The sequence below is a fragment of the Kineosporia corallincola genome, from assembly GCF_018499875.1.
GTDB lineage: Bacteria > Actinomycetota > Actinomycetes > Actinomycetales > Kineosporiaceae > Kineosporia > Kineosporia corallincola.
In genome coordinates this window covers 492,862-513,486 of record NZ_JAHBAY010000005.1, presented here as the reverse complement: position 1 = coordinate 513,486, position 20,625 = coordinate 492,862, and the positions used below count along the sequence as shown (strand labels likewise).

The window sequence follows — 20,625 nt, the reverse complement described above, 5'->3', positions numbered from 1 at the left end:
CATTTGTTCTTGGCTTCAGGGGATCTTGATGGACGGCCGGTGCTGCCGGGCCGATCCAGCACCGGAACGGAGAATTTCCCGAGAAAATACTCGTTTCTTGTTATCGGCGCGGGGGGTCGATGGTCGCACCGGCGGCCACGGAGTGGCCTGCCGAACGCCTGGCCGGTCACCGGCGCGTCACGGACGGAACCGGCCGTCCTCCGCCTTGACGGAACCCGGGCTCTCGTTCAGAGTCGTCACCGACCTCGGCCCGCCGCTCCCGCGGCCGGCCGGGCATGATTCAAGGTGCTGTCTGCCTCGCGGCGCGCAGCACCCGGCCCTTCTGTGCGACAGCGACGTGGAGATGCAGACCAGTCACCCCGACGAGAAATCCCGTGTCGTTGCAGCTCGGTCGGGAGACCTGAGAGCGCTGGAGGATGTCCTCCAGGCCCGCCTGCCGTTCGTCTACACCATCGTCCGGCGCGCCCTGGGCCCGAGTCCGGATGTCGACGACATCGTCCAGGAGACGATGCTGCGTGCGCTGAGGGAACTGCCCCGGCTGAGGCAGGCCGACAGCTTCCGGGCCTGGCTGGCGGCGATCGCGATCCGCCAGATCAGCACCCACCGGCACCGGCTGGCCCGGCGGGCGGCGAACGTCACAGCGTTCGACGACCTGGACGGCGAGGAGGACGCCGGGGCGCCACCCACCCTCCCGCTGGAGGACACAACGGCACTGCGTCTCGAACTGGCCGACCAGCGTCACCAATTGGTGCGCGCACGCCGATGGCTGAGTGCCGACGATCAGGCCGTGCTCTCCCTGTGGTGGCTCGAGGCGACCGGTCAGCTGACCCGTGCCGAGCTGGCGACGGCACTGGCGGTGAGCCAGGCTCATGGCACGGTGCGGGTGCAGCGGATGCATCACCAGCTCGAACTGGCCCGGTCCCTGACCGCCGCCGTCGAAAAGCGTCCCCGCTGTGCCGATCTCGATGTCGTCCTGCGGGACTGGGACGGCATGCCGAGCTCGGTGTGGCGCAAACGCATTCTCCGGCACACCCGCTCCTGCGACATCTGCCTCGGCCCGTCCCGGGAGATGATCGCGCCCGAGAACCTGCTGCTCGGAATCGGTCTCCTGCCGGTTCCGGTGGCCGTGACCGCCGCCCTGCTGGCCAGGATGCCGGCGGATACCGCGACGGCTGCGGGAGGCGTCAAGGCCGGATGGGCGACCCACGTCCTCCAGACCGGCGCCGTCAAGCCGCTCTCGGCGATGCTTCTGACCGGCACGGTGGCGAGCGGGGCCGCTCTGACCATCACACACTGGCCGGAGTTCACCTCGCCGCCCCCGGTCGTGGTCTCGATCCCGAGCCCTGTCCCGACGCCGGCACCGACCCCCTCACCGGAGCGCTCGAAAGCGCTGCGCTCCTCGGCGGTCAGCGCCACCCCGGTGACCGCGGTGACCAGTCCCGCGGGCCGGGCGGATGCCGATGGACCGCTCCAGCTGGGTCGTGCGTCGTTGGAGGCCGACGACATCGGTGGGTATTTCGCTTCGATCGACGGGGATCTCGGGATCCTGAAGGAAGCGGGACCCGGTGATGCTGCGGCGGTGAGGCAGGGCGCGACCTTCGAGGTGGTGCGGGGACTGGCTGATGCCGACTGCTTCTCCTTCCAGCTGGACAGCGGTGCATACCTGCGTCATTCATCCTGGAGGGTGCGGGCCGACGAGGACAACGGAAGCGACCTGTTCCACGGGGACGCCACGTTCTGCCAGGGTGAGGGATCCACTCCCGGCACGATCTCCCTGGAGGCGCAGAACTACCCGGGCTGGTTCCTGCGGCACCGGAACATGGAACTGTGGGTCGACCAGGACGACGGGACCGCACAGTTCCACGCCGACAACTCCTTCCGTGTGCGGGACCCCCTCGCGCCGTAGGGCGTCGCTCCCACGGGCGCTGACGGCGGGGCCGAGCCTGCCGATTCCGACGAGCCCTCGACGAGGGCTGTCGCCGTAACCGGCTGGCCAGGCACTGGATTCGCAGCTGACGCTGCGCGAGCGCGGGCTGTCGGTGCTGCTGGTGGAACAGACCGCGTGGCTGACGTTCGAGGCCACCCAGACGTGTCCGGTGATGGAGAACGGGGTCGTGGCCCGGTCTGGCCCGCCGGCGCGGTTGCGGCATGACGAGAGGGTGCGGAAGGTGTATCTGGGGCTGCGACCGGGCGGTCCTGCCCGTTAAGGACAGAAACTCCACAGTCGGCGTTCAGGTGGATCCCGGGTGCGGCTCACTAGGGTCCACGCATGATCGAAACCACGAGCTCGCTCCCCGGCAGGGCTCTTTCGCGCCGGACGCTGCTGGCCGGTGTCCCGGCCCTGGCGGCCGCGCTCAGCGCCTGCTCCGGTTCGTCGTCCGGCGCCACCGCCACGACGAGCACGTCGACCACCGAGGCGGTCACCGCGGTCGCCGACGGGGAGGCGGCCGCCGGCAGCGTGGCCGCCCTGGCCCAGGCCTTCTACAACACGCTCGACTCCGATCTCCAAACCACCGTGTTGCAGAACTACACGCTGGCCAACGCCAAGCGCTGGTCCAACCTGCCGCAGGGGCTGCTGGGAGGCGGTTCCGGGGGCATGCCGTCCGGCGGCTCCTCCGGGATGCCCTCCGGCGCCTCGGGTATGCCCTCCGGCAGCACCGGTGACGCCTCCGGTATGCCCTCCGGGATGCCCTCGGGCGGGCCCGGTGGCAGCTCGGGCAGCAGCGGTGCCCCGAGCGGCGGCGCCGGTGGTGGGACGGGCGGCGGGAATTCGACCCGTCTGGGCGTCAACATCGGCCAGCTCAGCGACGATCAGGTGACCGCCCTCAACGCCCTGCTCGAGGCCGCCACCGGCACCAAGACGGGCCTGGGCTGGGACGAGATCCAGATGCACCTGGACGCCGACGACTACCTGGGCGACAACGGCGGCGGCGACACCTACGGGCGAGAGAACTTCTACCTGGCCATCCTGGGCAGCCCTCAGGACTCCGGCACGTGGGAACTCCAGTTCGGTGGTCACCACCTGGCCGTCGCGAACACCTACACCGACGGTGTCCTGGTCGGTGCCACCCCGGCCTTCCGGGGGATCGAGCCCAACGGCCAGTTCACCTGGGACGGCAAGACCGAGAAGGTGCTCAAGGTCAAGGAGAAGGCCTTCACGGCCGTGCTCGCCGCCCTGTCCACCGCCGAGCAGAAGTCGGCCAAGCTCGCGGACACCTACTCCGACCTGGTGCTCGGGCCGGGCAACGACTGGACCTTCCCGACCGACAAGGAAGGCATCCAGGTCTCGAAACTGCCTGCCGCGACCAAGAAACTGGTGCTCGCGGCCATCGCCACCTACGTCGACGACATCGCCGACGACGACGCCGCGACCATCCTGAAGAAGTACGAGTCGGAACTGGACGACACCTACCTCGCCTTCTCCGGCACCACGAAGCTGACGGAGAAGGACGACTACGTCCGCATCGACGGTCCCTCGGTCTGGATCGAGTACTCGATGCAGAACGGCATCGTGCTGTCGGGCAACCACCCCCACACCGTGTGGCGCGACCGCACCACCGACTACGGAGGGACGCAGAGCTGATCAGCCGCATCCCCCGGCGGCTCGGGCTGGTCCTGGCCGGTGTGGTCACGCTCCTGGCGCTGACCGCACCGGCCGCCTCGGCCCACGTCGTACCGACGTCCTCCATCCAGCTCGTCGAGAACGACTCGACGCTCACGGCCACCGTGTCGATCCCGGTCAGCGACCTGGACTCCGCGGGTGTGGACGTCGCCGACCAGAACTCCGTGGACACCTACCTGCTCGAGCACTTCGCCCCGACCAGTGACGACGGCACCGCCTGGGGCGTCGCCGCGGGCGACTACACCCTGGCCAGCGCCGGAAACGCCGCCACCACCGGGATTTACCAGCAGCTGACCATCACGTTCATCCTCACCCCGGCCGCCGGCCAGAGCCTGGAGTCGCTCGACCTGGGCTACGACGCCGTGGTGGAGAAGGTCGCCACCCACGCCATCGTCGTCACCGCCCGCTCCGGCGACGACGTCACCGCCCTGGGCACGATCCGCCGTGACATCGCCACCAACACCGTCCAGCCCCTGCACGTCGACCTCGGCCGGGTCAGCCGGGCCGGTGCCCTCACCGGCATGTTCGCCCTCGGGATGGAGCACATCAAGGAGGGAACCGACCACCAGCTGTTCCTGCTGACCTTGCTCCTGCCCGCCCCCCTGCTGGCCGCGGGACGGCGCTGGGGCCAGGCGGTCTCGGCCCGTACGGCGGTCGGCCGGATCACCCGCATCACCCTGGCCTTCACCCTCGGCCACTCCGTCACCCTCGCCCTGGGAGCGCTCGGGGTGCCGGTCCCGGCGCAGGTCGTCGAGTCGCTGATCGCCGTGAGCATCCTGGTGGCCGCCGCGCACGCGGTGCGCCCGCTCTTCCCCGGCCGGGAGGCCCTGGTGGCGGCGGCCTTCGGCCTGATCCACGGCCTGGCCTTCTCCCAGACGCTCCAGGAACTGGACCTCGCCGGCCGCGAACTGGCGCTCAGCCTGCTGGGTTTCAACCTGGGCATCGAGGCCATGCAGCTGATCGTGGTCGCCCTGGTGCTGCCACCGCTGCTGATGCTGGCCCACGCCGGCCGGTACCGCGGTCTGCGGATCGTGGCCTCGGTGCTGACCGCCGTGGCGGCCCTGGGCTGGCTGCTCGACCGGCTCGGCCTGGGCAACCCCCTGGCCACCGGGGCCGACCATCTGGAAGCGGCGTCCCTGCCGCTCGTCGTGCTGCTCTGGCTCGCGGCCGCAGCCCAGGCGCTCAGGAGCAGGGTTGTCCGGTTATCGTCTGCTCCTCGAAGCCTTGACCTGCGCGAGAACTCGCCGACGGAGCATGAGGTCCGGGTTTCTGACTCCCGCGCGCGGTGCAGCCTTGCGCAGGAGGAGCCCTAGGTCGGGCGCGGCGAGCCGGTGCGGTGGCAGGACGTCGGTGCCGGCCGGGCGGCGTCGTCCTTTCCAGGCGCAGACCCCGGAGAAGCGCTTGAAAAGGATTTGGTCATTAACCGCCGCCGGGTGAAAACAAAAACGGCGCACCCGGTTCCGGGTGCGCCGTCGGCTCTGGAGTCTCAGCCGGTGAAACCACCGGCACGCAGCGCCTCGTCGATCCTCTTGCGGTGCTGGGATTCCCAGTCGTGCAGGGTCTCTCCGGCCTCCTTGTCCAGCTTGGCCCGGGCGGCCGCGAGCGTCTCGCCGGCCCGGCCTGCCGGGGCGACGACCACGCCCTCCTCGTCGGCCACCACGATGTCCCCCGCCTGCACGAGAACGCCTCCGCAGCGGACGGGTTCACCCAGCGAGCCGACCTTCTTCTTGGTCCCCGGGATGGGGATGACGCCGCGGGCGTACACCGGGAAGCCGGCCTCACGCACCTCGGTGAGGTCACGGATCAGGCCGTCGAGCACGAACGCCGCGACCCCGCGCCGCTGGGCCACGGCGCACACGTTGCCGCCGGCCAGGGCGTGGTCCAGGTCGCCGGACTCCACGACGATCACCGAGCCGGGCCCGGCCCGGTAGATGGCCGCGTGCAGCATGAGATTGTCGCCGGGCTCGCAGCGGACGGTGAAGGCGGGACCGGCGACCCGCGGTACCGGGCCCCACAGCGGGCGCACGCCGATGTCCATGACCTGCTCACGGTTCAGGACGTCTGCCAGCGTGGTGGTCGGCACCCCGTGGTAGCCCGCGATGTCTGTCATGGTGTTGGTTTCTCCATTCACGGTGCGGTGATTTACTTTTCGGGACCACAGGCCGCAGTCGGCCCGCGGAAACTCCTGATGGACCCGGGTGACACCGCCGTCACCGGTGTGCAGGATGACGCCACCCCGCCCGACCGCCCAGGCAGTGTCCCAGTCGATCGGCAAGACCATGGCTGTGTACTAGCGCAGTTCCTGCCCCGCCGCCCAGCCCGGAGCGTCGAGGTTGATGGGCGAGTCGCCGACGAACTGGGCGAGTTGTCTTTCCAGCTCGGCGAGTTCGGTGGCGCCCAGGCGCGCTTCCCAGCGGGCTCGCACCTCGTCGAAGATCGCCGTGCCCTCGGTGATCAGCCCGATCCCGTGATCGGTGATCCGGATGGTCTTGCGGCGGACGTCGGTGGGGTCGGTCTCGGTGGTGACGTATCCGCGTTCGACGAGCGCGGCGATCGTCTTGGCCGCGGCCTGCTTGGTGACGGCGAGTCTGCGGGCCAGGTCCGAGGCGCTGTCGGCGCCGGCCCGGATGGCCCGGATCGCGTACTCGTGCGACGGCCGGGCGTCGGGGTATCCCCGGGTCGCCAGCTCCCGGACCACCTCGTCCACCAGATTGCGGTAGCTGCCCAGGAGCAGCAGGGCGAGATCGGCGCCGGATCCTGAGGACATGGCCCCAGTCTAGGTCTCCCTTGACATAGACAACCGGGTTGACTAACACTGAAGTCAACTCGGTTGTCTATCTTGGGAGTTCCCGCATGCCCAGCTCTTTCGTGGACGCCTCGCGCACCGTGGCGGGCGTCACGCACCACACGGCCGAGATCAACGGCACCACGTTGCACTACGTCTCGGCGGGGGAGGCCGGCTCCCCGATCCTGCTGGTGCACGGGTGGCCGGAGTCCTGGTGGGCGTTCCGCGACGTCATTCCGCTGCTCGCCGCCACGCACCGGGTGTTCGCCGTCGACCTGCGCGGCTTCGGCGACTCCGGCATCGCCGAGGGCGACCACGACCTGGCCACCACGGCGGAGGACCTGCACCAGCTGGTCGCCCACCTCGGCCTCGGCCCCGTACACGTGACCTGCCAGGACATCAGCGGCGGGCCGGGTTTCGCGTTCGCGGCCACGCACCCCGGCGACGTCCTCAGCTTCACCGGCGTCGAGACCGCCCTTCCGGGGTACGGCTGGGAGATGCTGGCCGACGTGAGGAACGGCGGCTCCTGGCACGTCGGATTCCTGGCCGCCCCAGAGATCGCGGAGCTGTTCCTGGCCGGCCGCGAGCGGGTGATGCTCGAGTGGGCGGTCTCGGCGATGACGACGGTGCCGGGCGCGATCACCGAGGCCGACCTCGACGAGTTCGCCCGCACCTACGCCCGGCCGGGCGGCTGGCGTGGCACCGAAGGGCTCTACCGTTCTTCCCTGAGCGGCGGCGACCGGATGCGGGCACTGGCCGGGTCGCGCCCGCTGACCGTTCCCGTGCTCGCCGTCGACGGCATCAACGCCCCCTTCACCGAGCAGACGATGCGCCAGGTCGCCGGCGACGTCACCGCGGTCGCGATCCCGGACGTCGGGCATTTCGTCGCGCAGGAGGCACCCGTCGCCTTCGCCGCCGCGGTCGGCGCCTTCGCCGACCGCGTCGACGGCAACCGCTGAACGGACTGGTTCGGGGTCAGGGCACCAGGTAGATCGGCGCACGACGATGACCGATGCTCAGCGGTGCAGTACCCCCTCCTCGGCGTACATCGCCAGGCGCGGGCCGGTGACCGGGACATCGCCGAGAGCCGACTCGATCTGTTGCAGGGTTTCGTCGGACAGGTGCACGCCCGCCGCCGCGGCGTTGGAGTGCACCTGCTCCGGGCGGGACGCCCCGATGATCACCGCGGCCAGCTCATCGCGCCGCAGGGCCCAGGCCAGAGCCAGCTGGGGCATGGACAGGCCGGCCTGTTCGGCCACCGGGACCAGGCGCTGCACCGCCTCCAGCGCCTGGTCGCTCCAGACGATGTCCTGGAAGGCGTTCATCTCCTGATGGGCGAAGCGGGAATCGGCGGGCAAAGGCTTGCCTGGCAGATACTTTCCGGTGAGCAGCCCCTGGGCCATCGGGGACCAGACGATCTGATGGATGCCCGCGGCCGTGCAGACGTCGAAGACCTCCGCCTCCGGGGCCCGCCACAGCATCGAGTACTGGGGCTGCGAGGAGACGAACACGTCGGGCCCGGCGATGTCGACGGCCGCCCGGATCTGTTCGGGCGTCCACTCGCTGAAACCCAGGTAGCGGGCCTTGCCCTGGCGCACGACCAGGAGCAGGGCCTCGATCGTCTCCTCGATCGGCACGGAGGTGTCGAAACGATGGGCCTGGTAGAGATCGACGTAGTCGGTGCGCAGTCGCCGCAGTGACCCGTCGATCTGTTTCGCGATCTGTGGCGCCGACAGTCCCGAGTCGGTTTCCGACATCGGGCCCCAGACTTTGGTGGCCAGGACGTAGGATTCGCGAGAGTGCTGCGAAAGCATCTCTCCCCAGGCCTGTTCGGCGGCGCCGCGTCCGTACATGTTCGCTGTGTCGAAAAGGGTGATCCCGGCGTCGAAGGCGGCCTCCAGGGTGGCTCTCGCCTGTTCCTTCTGGATGCCTCCGGCGAAGGTCAGCCAGGATCCGAGGGCGATCTCGGAGACCTCCGGTCCAGAACGACCCAGCTTGCGGTATTTCATGATGTCGGGTTCCTTTCGCGGGGTGACCCACTCACCCTAGAAAGCCGGGCGCCCACCGGAAAGGCCCTGCTGGGGCTAGCCCTCGCAGGGTGAGGCACGTCGCCGGGGACGGTTCTACCCTGGGGGCATGCAGGAGAACCGGCTGGGTGAATTCCTTCGGGCCCGACGTGAACTGGCCGATCCGTCGTCGTACGACCTGCCCGACTTCGGCCGGCGGCGTACCCCTGGGCTGCGCCGCGACGAGCTGGCGCTTCTGGCGGGGGTGAGCAGTTACTACTACGCCCGGCTGGAGCAGGGGCGTGATCGGAATCCGTCCGAGGCCGTGCTCGACTCCATCGCGCGCGTTCTGCAACTGGATACGGAGAGCAGCCGCCACCTTCGCGAGCTCGCCCGCCCGGGACCGGCCCGCCGGCCCCGGGCGAAGCCGGAGCGGGTGACCCCGGCGCTTCAGATGCTGCTCGGGACCTGGCCGGGGCAGGCGGCGATCATCACCGGCCGTTTCCGCGACGTGCTGGCCGCGACCGAACTGGCCGTCCTGGTCAATCCGGGGTTCGCGGTGGGGAAGAACCTGCTGCGCCAGATCTTTCTCGATCCGGCGGCCCGCGACATCTACCCGGAGTGGGACAGCATCGCCGCCGGTGCGGTGGCCGGGCTGCGGGTGTCGTCGGGTATCGACGTGGACGATCCGCGGCTGCGGGCACTGGTGGGGGAGCTGTCTCTCAAGAGCGAGCAGTTCCGCCGTCTGTGGGCCCGGCACGACGTTCACGAAAAGACCTCTGGCGTGAAGCTCTTCAACAACGCGGTCGTGGGGACGCTGGAGCTCAACTATGCGACGTTCGGCGTGAACGGTTCCGAGGGGCAGACTTTGCAGATCTTCTTCCCCACCGCGGGCAGCCCGGCCGAACAGTCGATGACGCTCCTGTCCACCCTGATGCCGGCTCCGGGTGGGTGCCAGAAGACCAGCCCGGAGCGGAGCCCGCGGTGAGCCGGCCGTCCATCATCTGGCCACGGTGAGGTCTTTCCCGGGGCCACCGATCAGTCGGTCACGGCCCAGGCCGCCGTAGAGCCGGTCGTTGCCGTTGCCGCCTCGGATCGTGTCGTTGCCCTGACGGCCCCACAGCCGGTCGTCTCCCGGGCCGCCGTTCAGTTCGTCATCGCCGTCCCCACCGTCGATCCGGTCGTCGCCGGCGTCTCCCGACAGGGTCTGGGGTCCCTGGCCGCCGTGGATCTGGTCGTCGCCGTTGCCGCCGGAAGCCACCCCGTTGCCGGTCTCACGCCGGTAGACCCCGTCGTCGTCGCTGACCGGGGCGGGCCCGATCAGCGAGATCCAGTCGTCGCCGTTGCCGCCCGTCACCAGACTCAGCGAATCCGGGATGCCGGCCACGATGCGGTCCTGGCCGTCCTGCCCGTAGACCGCGCTGGGATCTCTGCGTTCCCCGCTCTGCCGGGTGAGTGCGGTGTCATGGCCTGGGCCGAGCCAGAACTGGCTGAAGATCCTGCGGTCCTTGGGGTTGTGCAGCCGCACCGTGTCGTCCCCGTCGCCGAGCCGGAAGCGACCGGTGTAGGACAAGGCGAAGCTGGCCGGCCCGACCCCGCCGGGCTGGCCGTTGCTGTCACTGCCGTGGGTCACCGTGCACCGCACCCGGGTCGGATCGGACGCACGCGGATGGACGCAGTCACCACCGGCGATCCGGATCGGGTAGACGTCGTCGATGAGATAGTTCTCGGAGAAACCGTTGCCCACCCGGTGAATCGGCCCCAGCCACACCGACAACCGGTTGGCCTGGCCGTCGGCCGCGACGTAATCGAGCCGGCTGTTGCTGACTCGCACCGTGGCCGGGGCGATCGCGGCCTGCGCCGGCGCGAGGGCCGCGAGACAAGCGGCAGTGGTCACGGACAGGACGAATCCCGTCCGGAAAGATACCCGTTGCAGGCACGTTGGCCGATTCATGATGCTCCCCCGAGGATGCCGGATCATGATCGGCCATCATGGCAGCTCGCCTGCGACAACGGGGGGACGCTGTCACGGGTCCGCACCTGGCCCGAACTCGCTGGCCGCGGTGAACCCCGGATGGAAGCCGGCCGGAGTTCTGCGGGGGAGTAACGGCCGTCGCTGCTGGACGGGTACGACCCGGCAGCCGACCCACCACCGGCCGGTCACGAACGCACGGAAGATAGCAGCAGTGTGTGCGGCTATCCCAAAGGGAAGACTTCGCCGTACTTATCGCTAGGGTCATCGGGGTTCCAGGGGAGGCTTCGCAGATTGATCACATGCTCAAAAGTGCTGTGATGAAAGTGTTTTGATTCCCTGTGACCGTCTCGTCCCGGAGTTCTCCCCGTTGCCCGGCGATGAGGCCGAGCGTGGATACCTTGGCGAAATGCGAAAACACACCCTGACGCTCGTCCTGTCGGTCGCTCTTCTGGCGGCGTGCACCACCGCTCAGAGCGACTCGACGACCGCAGCCGGAACGTCGACGGCGGCGGCCACCGCCACGGCAGCGGATGCGAGCAGTTCTCCCACGGCAGAAGCAGATTCGAACGATTCCACCGGCGATGCCACACAGGCGTCGGACTCCTCGGCCGACGGTGGCGCCGTGCCGATCGGGACCGAGCAGTCGATTCACACGGCGGACTTCGACGCCCGGGTGGCCGTGACGGAGGTGACCGACCAGGACCAGGAGGAGCTCGGGGATCCTCCCTACGTGGTCGATGTGCACGTGGAGATGGACCGGGGGGACTGGACGGTCCTGACGTCCCCGATCCAGTTCGTCTACGCGAACGGTGCCGTCTTCGACCCGATCGACGTGCCGGGCGAGGACGGATCGCCCGAGGTCCTGGAGGGCGAGAGCAACACCTGGCGGTTCTCCTACGAGGCTTCGGCCGGTGCCGGGATCGGTGACGGCGCGAGCGTCACCATCAAGTCCAGCCAGGGCAAGCTGCTGGCCACCTGGCTGACGTAACCGGCCGGCGACACGACGCCCTGCCGTCCGCCCGGTCCTGGCCGGTCGGGCGACAGGGCCGTTCGTCGTGGTCCAGGGCCGGCCCATCCAGACGGGCCTCGATCAGATCAGGCCCTGCTGAAGGGCCGCGGACACGGCGTGAATGCGGTTGCGCAGGTCGTGGCGCTGAAGCACACACGAGAGCGAGCTCTTGATGGTGGGCTCGGAGTACCCCATGACAGAGGCGATCTCGGAGGTGGACAGGCCGTCGGCCAGCAGACGCAGGATCATGGCCTCGCGCTTGTCCAGGTCACTGAGGTCCAGGCCGGTAGGTGGCTTCAGGTGCCGGTGGCGTTCCCGGTCGCTCTGGAGCGCCTGGAGACGCCCGTCGGGACCGTCACATCGCGCGGTGGATCCGTGTACCCGCCGCAGCACGCCGGCCAGCAGGTCGGGCGTCGCCTCGTCCCGTAGGACGAGTCCCGACAGCCCGGCGTGTGCGCCGGCGGTCAGCAGCGTCTCGTCGCCCGGTTCGTCGACGATCGCGCACACCGGCACGGTTGCGTCCCGGGCGTGAGACCTCAGGGTTCCCAGCAGGACGCCGTCGACGGCGCGTTCCACGACGACGAGCAGGTCACAGCCGGATCGGCGGGCGTCGGGCAGCAGCTTCATGTCCGTCCAGGGCACGACGAGAGCCGCGAACGCGGCACGGCTGATCGGATCGCTGGTGATCAGCGCGATACGGATCGGGGAGGCGGCGGTCGTCGTGGTCGGTGATCGGTGTTCGGGCATGGCCGGATTCAGGTGAGGGAGCAGGTGAGCTGCCGGCTCCCCAGCGCCCAGGTCAGGCGAGAGCCGCGGCGCGCGAGGAGCTCGAGAGAGTAGGTGCCGGTGGTGATCTGGGCTCCGTCGACGTCGATCATGGACGATGGTGTCCACCGGGTTCCTGGGGTCACGGTCCGTGGTGGGGTCACCATCTGGTGGTGAACGGTGCCGTGGTCGGCCGAGACCGCCGGGTCCGGAGTGGATTCGGCGGCGAGCCAGGACGAGTACAGATCCAGAGCGTAGGCTTTGGCGGTGGTGCCACGGACGTTCGTGAACACGACGGTGACCACGCAGGCGTCCGGATAGGTGGACCGGTATCCGGGACCGACCGCGAAGGTGACCTTGCCGCCCAGGTGACCGAGCACGTCCTCGAGCCGGCCGAAGTAAACGGTGGCCCCGATGTTTCCGGTGACAGCCAGTTCGGCGGAGGCCCAGCCGGTCCCGTGCTGTTCGGCGCCGGTCGCCGGAGTGCTCGGGGAGGTCGTGGACACCGTGGAACCGGACGGCGAGGTGGGGCGATCCCCGAGACGGGTCATGACACCGACGGTCACCAGCGTGGTGACGACGATCAGGCACACGCTCACGAACACGGCGCGGCACCCGGCCGGTGAGGACGACCGGGGCCGTGGTCCTCGCCCGGACGGGAGTTCCCGGGCAGCGGTCTCCTGGGCGGGATCGGTCGCCGAGGACGAGTTGGGAGGCGTGCTGTCTGCGCCGGCGAAGAGCGGGAGCGGGGCAGCTCGCTCGAAAAGGTGCGGCGCCGGCCGGCTGTCGATGATCGCGAGCCGTCGCGGCCGGTCAGTGGTCGTCTCCACCATGAGCGGGCTCGGCTCCTCAGGGTCGGGGACGTGGACGGGGGCGTGACGACCAGGGCCTCCAGGGGCCGGTCCGGATGCGGGAACGGGATGTGTACGGAGTCATGGCTGCCACACGTCACGGCCGGTGGTCCCGGTCGCCTCGGTGGAATCGGTGCCGGTCGGGGCGAGGAGCCGCAGCCGGCCGCGGCCGGGTCGGCCCGCCTGGGGGGAGGCCAGGACGCGCAGGCGTCCGCGGGATCCGGTGACACGCTCGAGACGGTCGGCGAGATCCCCCGCGTACGACCAGATCTGCTCCGTGATCTGGTCGCCGGGGGAACCGACGACGAGCACGGGCTCGACGGGATCGAACGGAGCCTTGACCGGGGCGGGAAGTTCGTGGATGCCGTTGCGGCGCAGCCAGACCCCGGAGGGCACGATCTCCACCACCCACGTGCCGTCGACGGCGTACACACGATCGCCGCTGCGGGACAGGTCGGGTCCGGGCGATCGCCAGCCGGTGATCTCGGCGGTTCCCGGGGCGGGGGAGTGGCGCAGCCGGCTGACCAGTGGTTCCCAGCGGACCGCCAGATCGCCGTTGCCGTCGGGACCCAGGACGCAGCAGGTGTATTCGCCGGCGCGGAGCAGGGGGACGCCAGTGAGCGCCTCGACGGGCTCGCCCAGTTCGTCGGCGACCGCCTGAGCCCAGTTCGGGGCCGGGTCGCTGCTCGCCGAGCACAGCCGCACCGAGCGACGCACGGGTTCCGGAACGGTCCGCAGGTACCGGGCGATCTGCCCGGCCGTCACCTGGGGGTCCCCGGTCCGGTCGACGATGACCAGGGGATGGCGCGGGTCGAGCGGGACCGAGTAGAACACGTCGTCCGCAGATCCCGCGCGCCCGGCGTACGGGGTCAGGACGACACCGGCCGGAACCGCCACCACGTCGATGTCGCTCTCCCCGTAGGAGACCGGGTCCAGGGGCAGGTCGCCGGCCCAGGCGGCGCTGAAGTGCCACGGGCCGTCCAGGGACGGCTCCGGGGCGTCCGGCTCGTACCGCTGCCAGTGCCCGGCGCCGGATCCGTCGACGGGGAAGAGCGTGTTGCCCGGGATCTGGAGAAGGGTGCCGGCGGGGGCCATGACCGTGATCCGCAGGGTGTCGGCCAGGGCCTGCAACGGGTTCACGCCGGAGGTGCTGCCGTGATCGGCGCCGGTGACGATCTGGAGCCGCTGGTGAGCGCCGTCGTCGCAGAGGCGTTGGAAGGGCTCACGCAGGGCTGTGAGCATTCCGGAGAGGCTGATGCCGGTGAACGGGGCGAGGTACACCGTGAGAGCGCGGATCCGCCCGGGCCCGGTGCGGGCCGCGGCCTCGGCGAACACCCGCAGTTGCGCCACGGCCTCGGCCTGGGCCGGGGTGGGCCGCGCCGGCCGGACGAGCAGGGAGTTCACCTGCCGCTCGACCAGGACCCCGGAACCGAAGACGCCGATCTGGTGCCAGCTCGCGCTGTCAGGAGTGGCCATGGGCGCAACTGTCCGCGAAGGAGGGGTGTCTCATGGCTGAAATCGACCTGTCGATGCTGGGTGGGTGGCTCGCGGACCAATAATTACCATATGTGCTGTGAGTCACGTTCGATGACCGCACGGAAGAAGGCCTGCCGGTGTCACAGCACTCCTGACCGGATCGCGTAGGCGACCGCGTGGGACCGGCTCCGGAGATTCAGCCGGCTGATCATCCCGGCCAGGATGGTCTTGACGGTGCGCTCGGAGTAGGCGAGGCGCCGCGCGACCTCGGCGGTGTCGAGTCCCTGGGCCACCAGCCGGATCACGTCGATCTCGCGGTCTTCCAGGCCGGACGCGGTGAGCCGGCGCGGTGTCAGGACGTTCTGCTGGACCCTGACCACGGCGTCGACCAGCATCTGCTGCACCTCGGCGGGAAGGAGGACCCCACCTCGGCGCACGAGGCGGATGGTGTGGAGCAGGCGTTCGCCGGTGGCCTCGGGACGCCACAGAACGGCCCGCACCCCCAGCTCGAGGACGCCGAAGACGTCCGCGTCACCCAGCTGGTCGAGAACCAGGACGGACGGCGGGCGCGGGCCGGTCCGGGACCGCAGCTGCCGCATCAGGGAACTGGTGAGCGACGTCGAGGCCACCAGGACGACGTCGACATCGGTCCCTTCGGCGGTCAGGACCGGCGTGATCCGCGGGCCCGCGCTGAGCATGCCGAGCAGTCCGGTGCGGGTGAAGCGGTCCTCGGCATGGACGAGAACGGTCGTCCTCTCGGCCTGTTCGAGTCCTGCGATCGGCGTCATCGTCGCGCGCCGGACCGTACGGCGGGAGCGACGAGGGCCGGGCTCGTGGCTGTCGTCATCGGCGGAAGAACATACCTGATGCAGAGCCACCAAGATCAACTCAGGGGCCACGGTCTTGCCGACGGGGGGCCGGAAACCGGGATCGCTCAGGTCATCCGGTCGGTGACGTCGAGGGTGACCCCCAGGATCCGTCCCACCGTGCCATCGGGCGCCAGCGTTGCCTCTGCTCGTTCCTCGAGCCAGACGATGCGCCCGTCCGGTCGCCGGATCCGGAACTGTGAAAGGTAGCGTCCGCCCTCGGCGGCGATTCTCTGTACGTTCGCCTGATGGGCCGCGTGGTCCTCGGGCAGGACCAGGGCGAATCCGGCGTCCACACCGGCCAGTTCCGGCAGGCCGTAGACGCTGGCGAAGTTTTCGCTGGTGGTGATGCTGTCCTCGCCGGGCAGCCACTCCCAGGTCACCATCCCCGTCGCGGCCGTCGCCAGCCGCATCCGCCGTTCGCTGTCCTGCACCGCTGCCTCCGCATGACGACGCTCGGTCACGTCCCGGGCCAGAATCGCGAATCCACCAGGTTTCTCGGCTTTTCCGGGCAGCAGCGTGACCGAGTAGATGACCCAGCGGATCTCCTGCGTGTCGAACCGGCGCAGCCGCAACTCGGATTCCGCGTGGCCGTCGCGGCGCGCTGTCGCGAAGAGTTCCTGGGCCTGGACCAGGTCGTCGGGATGGACGACGTCCAGCATGGTCCGTAGTCGTGGGTCGCCGGCGTCCTCCAGCCCGATGTGGGCGAGCGCGGCGGCGTTGGTGTAGAGCGGCACGAGGTCGTGGTCGCAGATGCCGATCAACTCGTCGCTGGCCTCGACCAGGGCGGCGAACCGCCTCAGCTGGGCCTCGGCGCGGGTCCGTTCGATGAAGGCCCAGGTACGGGCCGCTGTTTCCTCGACCAGAGCGACCTCCTGCGGCGTCCAGCGACGAGGGCGGTCCTGGAGGGCGGCCAGATGCCCGATCCATCGGCCCTCACGCGACAGCGGTACCTTCACCACCGCGCGGACACCTGCCGATTCCCAGGCGGCCCGGCCCACGTCGTCGAGATCGCAGCCCCTCACGTCATCGATCACCAGGGACCGGCCCCGCCCCAGGGTCTGTCCCAGAAAGGCACCGCCCCACTCGTCGAGCCGGTAGGTGCCCAGGTAGGAGGGCCCGGCCTGGCGGTGCTCGGCCAGCACCGCCAAGGTTCCGGCGTCGCTGTTCACCTCGCAGTAGTGCACATTGGTGACGCCGAGCTCCTCGGCCAGGATCTCGATCGCCCGCTGCTGCATGACGTCCGGGTCCGACAGATCCTGGAGGGCATGGGTGAGGGCCAGGCGGTACGTGTCCGCGGCCACCAGGCGCCGGCGCATCGCCGACAGCTCCAGTTGCGCCGCTATCCGGGCGACGAGTTCTCGCGCGGAGAAGGGCTTCACGACGTAGTCGTCGGCACCCGCCAGCAGTCCTTCGACGGCGGCCTGCTCTCCGGCGCGCGCTGTCACCAGGACAACGGGAACAGCGGCCAGCCGGGGGTCTGCGCGGATCTCCCGCAGGAGGGAGAATCCGTCCGTACCCGGCATCATGGTGTCGGTCAGCACCAGATCGGGCGGGTTGCGCCGGGCCTGCTCCAGCGCCTGCGACCCGTCGCCCGCAGACGCCACGCGCCAGCGCGATTGCAGCAGACGCACCAGGTACTTACGCATGTCCGGGTTGTCGTCGACCACCAGGAGACGCGCACCCGGGATCGGCGCCGCCGGTTCCCGGTCGTCCGGCACCGGCACCAGATCGGTGGCTTCGCCCCAGCGAAGCGCTTCTTCAGCCATCGCCGCAGCCAACCGGCCCGGCTCGCGCGCGGCCGGTACCACTGCTCCCGGGACCGGACGGCGGTTCAGCGGGATCCACACGGTCACCGTGGTGCCCACCTCGAGCTCGCTGGTCAGGCGTACCCGGCCGTGATGCCGGCGAATCAGTTCGTTGACCAGGGCCAGACCGATTCCGGCCCCTTCGTGGGTGCGTCCGCGGATGCCGTGCACCCGGTGAAAACGCTTGAAGAGGTGGGGGAGCTGATCGGCCGCGATCCCGACACCGGTGTCACGGACCGTGAGCTCGACGTGTTTCGGCAAGGCCCGAAGGGTGATCTCGATGCTCCCGGTCCAGGTGAACTTGAAAGCGTTGGACAGCAGGTTGGAGACGATCTTCTCCCACATCTCGGGGTCGACCTGAACCGGGTGCGGCAGTGGCCCGGTGTCCACCCGCAGTTCCAGGCCGGCATTCTCGACCGTGCTCCGGAACATCGAGCTGACCTCCTGGGTCAAAGAACTCAGGTCGGTGGGGACCAGCTGAGCCCGCATCCGGCCGGCTTCGATCTGAGAGAAGTCCAGCATCGTGTTGACCAGACGCAGCAGGCGCTGGGCGTTGCGCTGGACGACATCGATCACGGCCCGGGGTGCCGCGACCGGGTCGCCGGCCTCCTGCATCAGATCCTCGAGCGGGGAGAGCATGAGGGTCAGCGGCGTCCGGAACTCATGGCTGACGTTGGAGAAGAACTCGGTCTTGGCCCGGTCGAGCTCGGCCAGCTGGGTCAGCCTCTGCTGCTCCTGATGACGGGCATGCCCCTCCTGTGCCTTGGCCGCCACCGACTCGCCGACAAGCGTCAGGAACGCGCGGTAGGCAACGTCGAGCGGTGTCCCCGGATGGGCCCCCAGGACGAGTACACCGCTGATGTCTCCGTCAGCGTGGCCGGTGAGGGGATACAGGACGGCTTCCCGGGGCACGACCTGCCCGTCCCCGACGCGGTGCCCGCGAAATCGGTCGGTCATGTCGTCGAGGACGATCTCGGTGCGTTCGCCGAGCACCCGGTGCAGCGGCCAGACCGTGCCTGGCGTGAGACGCAGTCGGTGCGGAGCGATGCTGCCACCTGGTTCCACACCGCACACCGCCGCCAGCGACGCCTGGGCACGGGCGGGCTCGATGAGGTACGCCATCGCGAAAGGGACGTCCTCAGCTGCGTCGAGCACCTCTGTCGCGGCGACCAGTGCCTCGGCGCGACTGCGCGCACCCGCCACCGCGGCCAGCCGGTTGAGGGTCTGTAGACGACGTCGGTTCAGCACCTCCTCGGTGCGATCGAGGAAGGTCTGCTGGACTCCGAGGATGCTGCCGTCGACCGTACGGATCGGGGTGTAGGACATGTCGAACCAGGCGTGCTCGATCCGGCCCTGCTTGTCGAAGGGGACCAGGGTGGCCTCGTGGTACACACGGCCACCAGCCATGACGGTCGCCAGGACGGGTTGCATGTACGCCAGCGCCTCGGGGTAAGCCTGCGCGAACGAAAGCCCCAGCTTCTGTGCCTGCACGCCGCCCATCGAGACCAGCCCGACATCGTTCTGGATGATGATGTGGTCGGGACCGAGGAAGAGGGTGATGCCGTGGGGCGCGTCCATCGCCTGGCGGACCGCCATCCGCTGGGCATCCGGCCAGAATCGCACCGGTCCGAGAGTTGTTGTCAACCAGTCGATTTCCCTGGCGAGCCGGGCGATCTCGCCCGCCTCGCCGAACGTCGCCCGGAGTGCGGCCTGCTCTCCTTCCGGTCGGGGGAGTTCCTGGCCGGCGACGACGTCGGTGAGGACCCGGGCGATTTCGTGCAGCGGGAGCACCAGGTCGGCGCCGGCCTCCGCGGCGAACCGGGGCATGGAAGGTTGTTCTGCGGTGTCCTCACTCTGGGCGATGACCACACCGTTGGCTGCTTGCACGGCGGTCACACCCGCCGCACCGTCGCGGCCCATCCCGGTCAGGATCACGGCGAGCACCCCGGCGCCGAACGAGTCGGCGAGCGAGGTCAGCATCGCATCGTGCGGAAGACTCCGGATTCCGGTCTCGATGTCCTTCAGTTCATAGGACCCATCGGGAAAGAACTCCAGTCGCCTGCGAGGCGGAGCCACCAGGACACGGCCCGGCTGCAACCGCCCGCTGTCATGAGCCCATTCCGCCTCGACACCCGCACGCCGGCGCAGAAGATCCACCAGAATGCTGCCGGTGCTGCCGAGGTGCTGTTGCACGACGACGGACACCGGAAGGCCGACGTCCATTCCGCGCAGGACCGTCGTCATGGCCTCCAGACCACCGGCGGAGGAGACCATGGCAATGACCTGCGGCGCCTGTTGCTGGCCCACTACTCCGCCTCCACGAACGACAACAGCGCTCGGGCTGAGACGCCGCAGAAGTGAGTCTGCCCCTCGCGCGTCCGGCAAACAACCAAGCCGCTGCCTCCCCACCCGCGCCGGGCGGTGAGCCGGCGCATGACGGCTGCCTGAGAAGTTCCCGGCGTCTTCACCGTATCCAGGCAGAGACGGCACCACCACGCCGCAGGCCGGTTCGCCCCGGGCCCGGCGCGTCGATCAGGCGCCGGACCCCGTTCGAGGTGCGACCGAGGGATAGTTCTTCTCCAGGAACTCCCGGTAGCCGGTGGGCCGGTAGCCGATGAGCCGCTCCAGGTCGTCGGTGCTCTTGCTGAACGAGCCGAGGCCGACGCCGGCCACCCAGGCCGTCAGGAACTCGGCGACCGGCTCGGGAAGGCCGTTCCGGACGTAACTCTCGTGGAACTCCTCCACGGTGACGGGAAGGTAGGGAACCGTCCTGCCGTGGATCTCGCTCAAGGTGGCGGCGATGTCCCGGTACGACGCGGCCTCGCTGCCGTTGAGCGTGTAGGTCTTGTTCTCGTGGCCGTCCTGGGTGAGCACGGCCACGTTGCCGGCGGCGAGGTCGCGCAGCAGGGCCGGTGCCATGGTGCCCTCGCCCGGGGGAACACGCACACCCTTCTCGTACGCGTCGGCTCCGACGTATCCGTCGAACTGGTCGAGGTACATCGGGTTGTAGAGGATGGTGTACGTCAGCCCGGAGGCACGCAGCGCCTGCTCGGTGAACACGTCGGACTCGGTGACACCCACCTGGTTGATGCCGAGTGCCTCGTCGCGCTGGATCGCCGTGTAGATCACGTGCTTCACACCGGCCTGCTTCGCCGCCGTGATGGCGTTGAGGTGCTGGGTGTTTCGATCGGTGAAGGCCTGCGCCGAGACGAGCAGCAGCCGGTCCACCCCGTCGAAGGCCCGCACCAGCGAGGCCTGGTCGAGGTAGTCGCCCTGGCGGATGTCCACCCCCCGTCCGGCCAGGTCGGCCGCCCGCTCGGGGGTGCGGGCGAGCCCGGCCAGGCGATCGGCGGGGACGCTCTCGAGGAGGAGTTCCAGGGTCTGACGGCCCAGGTTTCCGGTGGCTCCGGTGACGAGCAGCTTGCCCATGTGTTCGTTCCTGTTCTGTGGTTCGGTGATCGG

17 protein-coding genes are annotated in these 20,625 nt (G+C 69.6%); 7 read left to right on the top strand and 10 right to left on the bottom strand.

Features of this window, described 5'->3' with window-relative positions; genetic code table 11:
* Positions 1–343 precede the first annotated feature (343 nt).
* From KIH74_RS14895 to KIH74_RS38605, 3 genes are all read left to right on the top strand, one after another.
* Positions 344–1,906 carry a sigma-70 family RNA polymerase sigma factor gene (locus KIH74_RS14895; RefSeq protein ID WP_214156515.1) on the top strand — a complete coding sequence of 521 codons (1,563 nt, stop codon included), beginning with the start codon at positions 344–346 and terminating at the stop codon, positions 1,904–1,906.
* A 363-nt stretch (positions 1,907–2,269) separates the two neighbouring features.
* Positions 2,270–3,583, top strand: coding sequence for a DUF3500 domain-containing protein (locus KIH74_RS14885; RefSeq protein ID WP_214156513.1), 1,314 nt, complete (start codon positions 2,270–2,272; stop codon positions 3,581–3,583).
* On the top strand, positions 3,541–4,935 hold the full coding sequence (locus KIH74_RS38605) for a HupE/UreJ family protein (RefSeq protein ID WP_214156512.1): 1,395 nt from the start codon (positions 3,541–3,543) through the stop codon (positions 4,933–4,935). Before KIH74_RS14885 ends, KIH74_RS38605 begins: the two co-directional genes overlap by 43 nt.
* Positions 4,936–5,108: 173 nt before the next feature.
* On the opposite strand, the gene KIH74_RS14875 is transcribed toward KIH74_RS38605, so the two are convergent.
* Both KIH74_RS14875 and KIH74_RS14870 read right to left on the bottom strand, forming a co-directional pair.
* Entirely contained in the window at positions 5,109–5,732 is a 624-nt protein-coding gene (locus KIH74_RS14875; protein WP_214156511.1) for an RraA family protein, read from the bottom strand.
* Between the two features lie 180 nt (positions 5,733–5,912).
* Positions 5,913–6,389: a MarR family winged helix-turn-helix transcriptional regulator gene (locus KIH74_RS14870; protein ID WP_214156510.1), complete on the bottom strand. Its 477-nt coding sequence runs from the start codon at positions 6,387–6,389 to the stop codon at positions 5,913–5,915.
* Between the two features lie 86 nt (positions 6,390–6,475).
* Here KIH74_RS14870 and KIH74_RS14865 point away from each other — a divergent pair, with 86 nt between their 5' ends.
* The gene (locus KIH74_RS14865; RefSeq protein ID WP_214156509.1) at positions 6,476–7,366 is read left to right on the top strand and encodes an alpha/beta fold hydrolase; all 891 of its coding nucleotides are present in this window, start codon (positions 6,476–6,478) and stop codon (positions 7,364–7,366) included.
* Positions 7,367–7,423: 57 nt separating this feature from the next.
* Here KIH74_RS14865 and KIH74_RS14860 read toward each other — a convergent pair whose 3' ends face one another.
* Positions 7,424–8,416, bottom strand: a complete 993-nt coding sequence (locus KIH74_RS14860; protein WP_214156508.1) for an aldo/keto reductase family protein — start codon at positions 8,414–8,416, stop codon at positions 7,424–7,426.
* Between the two features lie 127 nt (positions 8,417–8,543).
* On the opposite strand from KIH74_RS14860, the gene KIH74_RS14855 reads away from it, so the two are divergent.
* A complete protein-coding gene (locus KIH74_RS14855; protein ID WP_214156507.1) occupies positions 8,544–9,401 on the top strand; it encodes a helix-turn-helix domain-containing protein in 858 nt (285 codons plus the stop codon).
* Positions 9,402–9,413: 12 nt separating this feature from the next.
* Here the strand turns inward: KIH74_RS14855 and KIH74_RS14850 are convergent, their stop codons facing one another.
* Complete coding sequence (locus KIH74_RS14850; protein WP_214156506.1) at positions 9,414–10,310, bottom strand: calcium-binding protein; 897 nt, start codon at positions 10,308–10,310, stop codon at positions 9,414–9,416.
* Positions 10,311–10,794: 484 nt separating this feature from the next.
* Here KIH74_RS14850 and KIH74_RS14845 point away from each other — a divergent pair, with 484 nt between their 5' ends.
* Entirely contained in the window at positions 10,795–11,376 is a 582-nt protein-coding gene (locus tag KIH74_RS14845) for a hypothetical protein (RefSeq protein WP_214156505.1), read from the top strand.
* Between the two features lie 102 nt (positions 11,377–11,478).
* Here the strand turns inward: KIH74_RS14845 and KIH74_RS14840 are convergent, their stop codons facing one another.
* From KIH74_RS14840 to KIH74_RS14820, 5 genes are all read right to left on the bottom strand, one after another.
* Positions 11,479–12,144, bottom strand: coding sequence for a helix-turn-helix transcriptional regulator (locus tag KIH74_RS14840; protein ID WP_214156504.1), 666 nt, complete (start codon positions 12,142–12,144; stop codon positions 11,479–11,481).
* Positions 12,145–12,152: 8 nt separating this feature from the next.
* Positions 12,153–12,767, bottom strand: a complete 615-nt coding sequence (locus KIH74_RS14835) for a hypothetical protein (protein WP_214156503.1) — start codon at positions 12,765–12,767, stop codon at positions 12,153–12,155.
* A gap of 327 nt (positions 12,768–13,094) precedes the next feature.
* Positions 13,095–14,489, bottom strand: a complete 1,395-nt coding sequence (locus KIH74_RS14830; RefSeq protein ID WP_214156502.1) for a hypothetical protein — start codon at positions 14,487–14,489, stop codon at positions 13,095–13,097.
* Positions 14,490–14,629: 140 nt separating this feature from the next.
* Positions 14,630–15,277: a helix-turn-helix transcriptional regulator gene (locus KIH74_RS14825; RefSeq protein ID WP_214156501.1), complete on the bottom strand. Its 648-nt coding sequence runs from the start codon at positions 15,275–15,277 to the stop codon at positions 14,630–14,632.
* A 146-nt stretch (positions 15,278–15,423) separates the two neighbouring features.
* Positions 15,424–19,386: a chemotaxis protein CheB gene (locus KIH74_RS14820; protein WP_246572453.1), complete on the bottom strand. Its 3,963-nt coding sequence runs from the start codon at positions 19,384–19,386 to the stop codon at positions 15,424–15,426.
* Between KIH74_RS14820 and KIH74_RS36370 the strand changes: the two genes are divergently transcribed.
* Positions 19,273–19,524, top strand: a complete 252-nt coding sequence (locus KIH74_RS36370; protein WP_246572469.1) for a hypothetical protein — start codon at positions 19,273–19,275, stop codon at positions 19,522–19,524. The two genes, KIH74_RS14820 and KIH74_RS36370, sit on opposite strands and share 114 nt — an antisense overlap.
* Before the next feature lie 171 nt (positions 19,525–19,695).
* On the opposite strand, the gene KIH74_RS14815 is transcribed toward KIH74_RS36370, so the two are convergent.
* Positions 19,696–20,592: an SDR family oxidoreductase gene (locus KIH74_RS14815; RefSeq protein ID WP_214156499.1), complete on the bottom strand. Its 897-nt coding sequence runs from the start codon at positions 20,590–20,592 to the stop codon at positions 19,696–19,698.
* Positions 20,593–20,625 lie beyond the last annotated feature (33 nt).

Coding starts and splice junctions, on each gene's coding strand:
- KIH74_RS14895 (WP_214156515.1), top strand. CDS start 344: ATGCAGACCAGTCACCCCGACGAGAAATCCCGTGTCGTTGCAGCTCGG.
- KIH74_RS14885 (WP_214156513.1), top strand. CDS start 2,270: ATGATCGAAACCACGAGCTCGCTCCCCGGCAGGGCTCTTTCGCGCCGG.
- KIH74_RS14875 (WP_214156511.1), bottom strand. CDS start 5,732: ATGACAGACATCGCGGGCTACCACGGGGTGCCGACCACCACGCTGGCA.
- KIH74_RS14870 (WP_214156510.1), bottom strand. CDS start 6,389: ATGTCCTCAGGATCCGGCGCCGATCTCGCCCTGCTGCTCCTGGGCAGC.
- KIH74_RS14865 (WP_214156509.1), top strand. CDS start 6,476: ATGCCCAGCTCTTTCGTGGACGCCTCGCGCACCGTGGCGGGCGTCACG.
- KIH74_RS14860 (WP_214156508.1), bottom strand. CDS start 8,416: ATGAAATACCGCAAGCTGGGTCGTTCTGGACCGGAGGTCTCCGAGATC.
- KIH74_RS14855 (WP_214156507.1), top strand. CDS start 8,544: ATGCAGGAGAACCGGCTGGGTGAATTCCTTCGGGCCCGACGTGAACTG.
- KIH74_RS14845 (WP_214156505.1), top strand. CDS start 10,795: ATGCGAAAACACACCCTGACGCTCGTCCTGTCGGTCGCTCTTCTGGCG.
- KIH74_RS14840 (WP_214156504.1), bottom strand. CDS start 12,144: ATGCCCGAACACCGATCACCGACCACGACGACCGCCGCCTCCCCGATC.
- KIH74_RS14830 (WP_214156502.1), bottom strand. CDS start 14,489: ATGGCCACTCCTGACAGCGCGAGCTGGCACCAGATCGGCGTCTTCGGT.
- KIH74_RS14825 (WP_214156501.1), bottom strand. CDS start 15,277: ATGACGCCGATCGCAGGACTCGAACAGGCCGAGAGGACGACCGTTCTC.
- KIH74_RS36370 (WP_246572469.1), top strand. CDS start 19,273: ATGAGCCCATTCCGCCTCGACACCCGCACGCCGGCGCAGAAGATCCAC.
- KIH74_RS14820 (WP_246572453.1), bottom strand. CDS start 19,386: ATGGACGTCGGCCTTCCGGTGTCCGTCGTCGTGCAACAGCACCTCGGC.
- KIH74_RS14815 (WP_214156499.1), bottom strand. CDS start 20,592: ATGGGCAAGCTGCTCGTCACCGGAGCCACCGGAAACCTGGGCCGTCAG.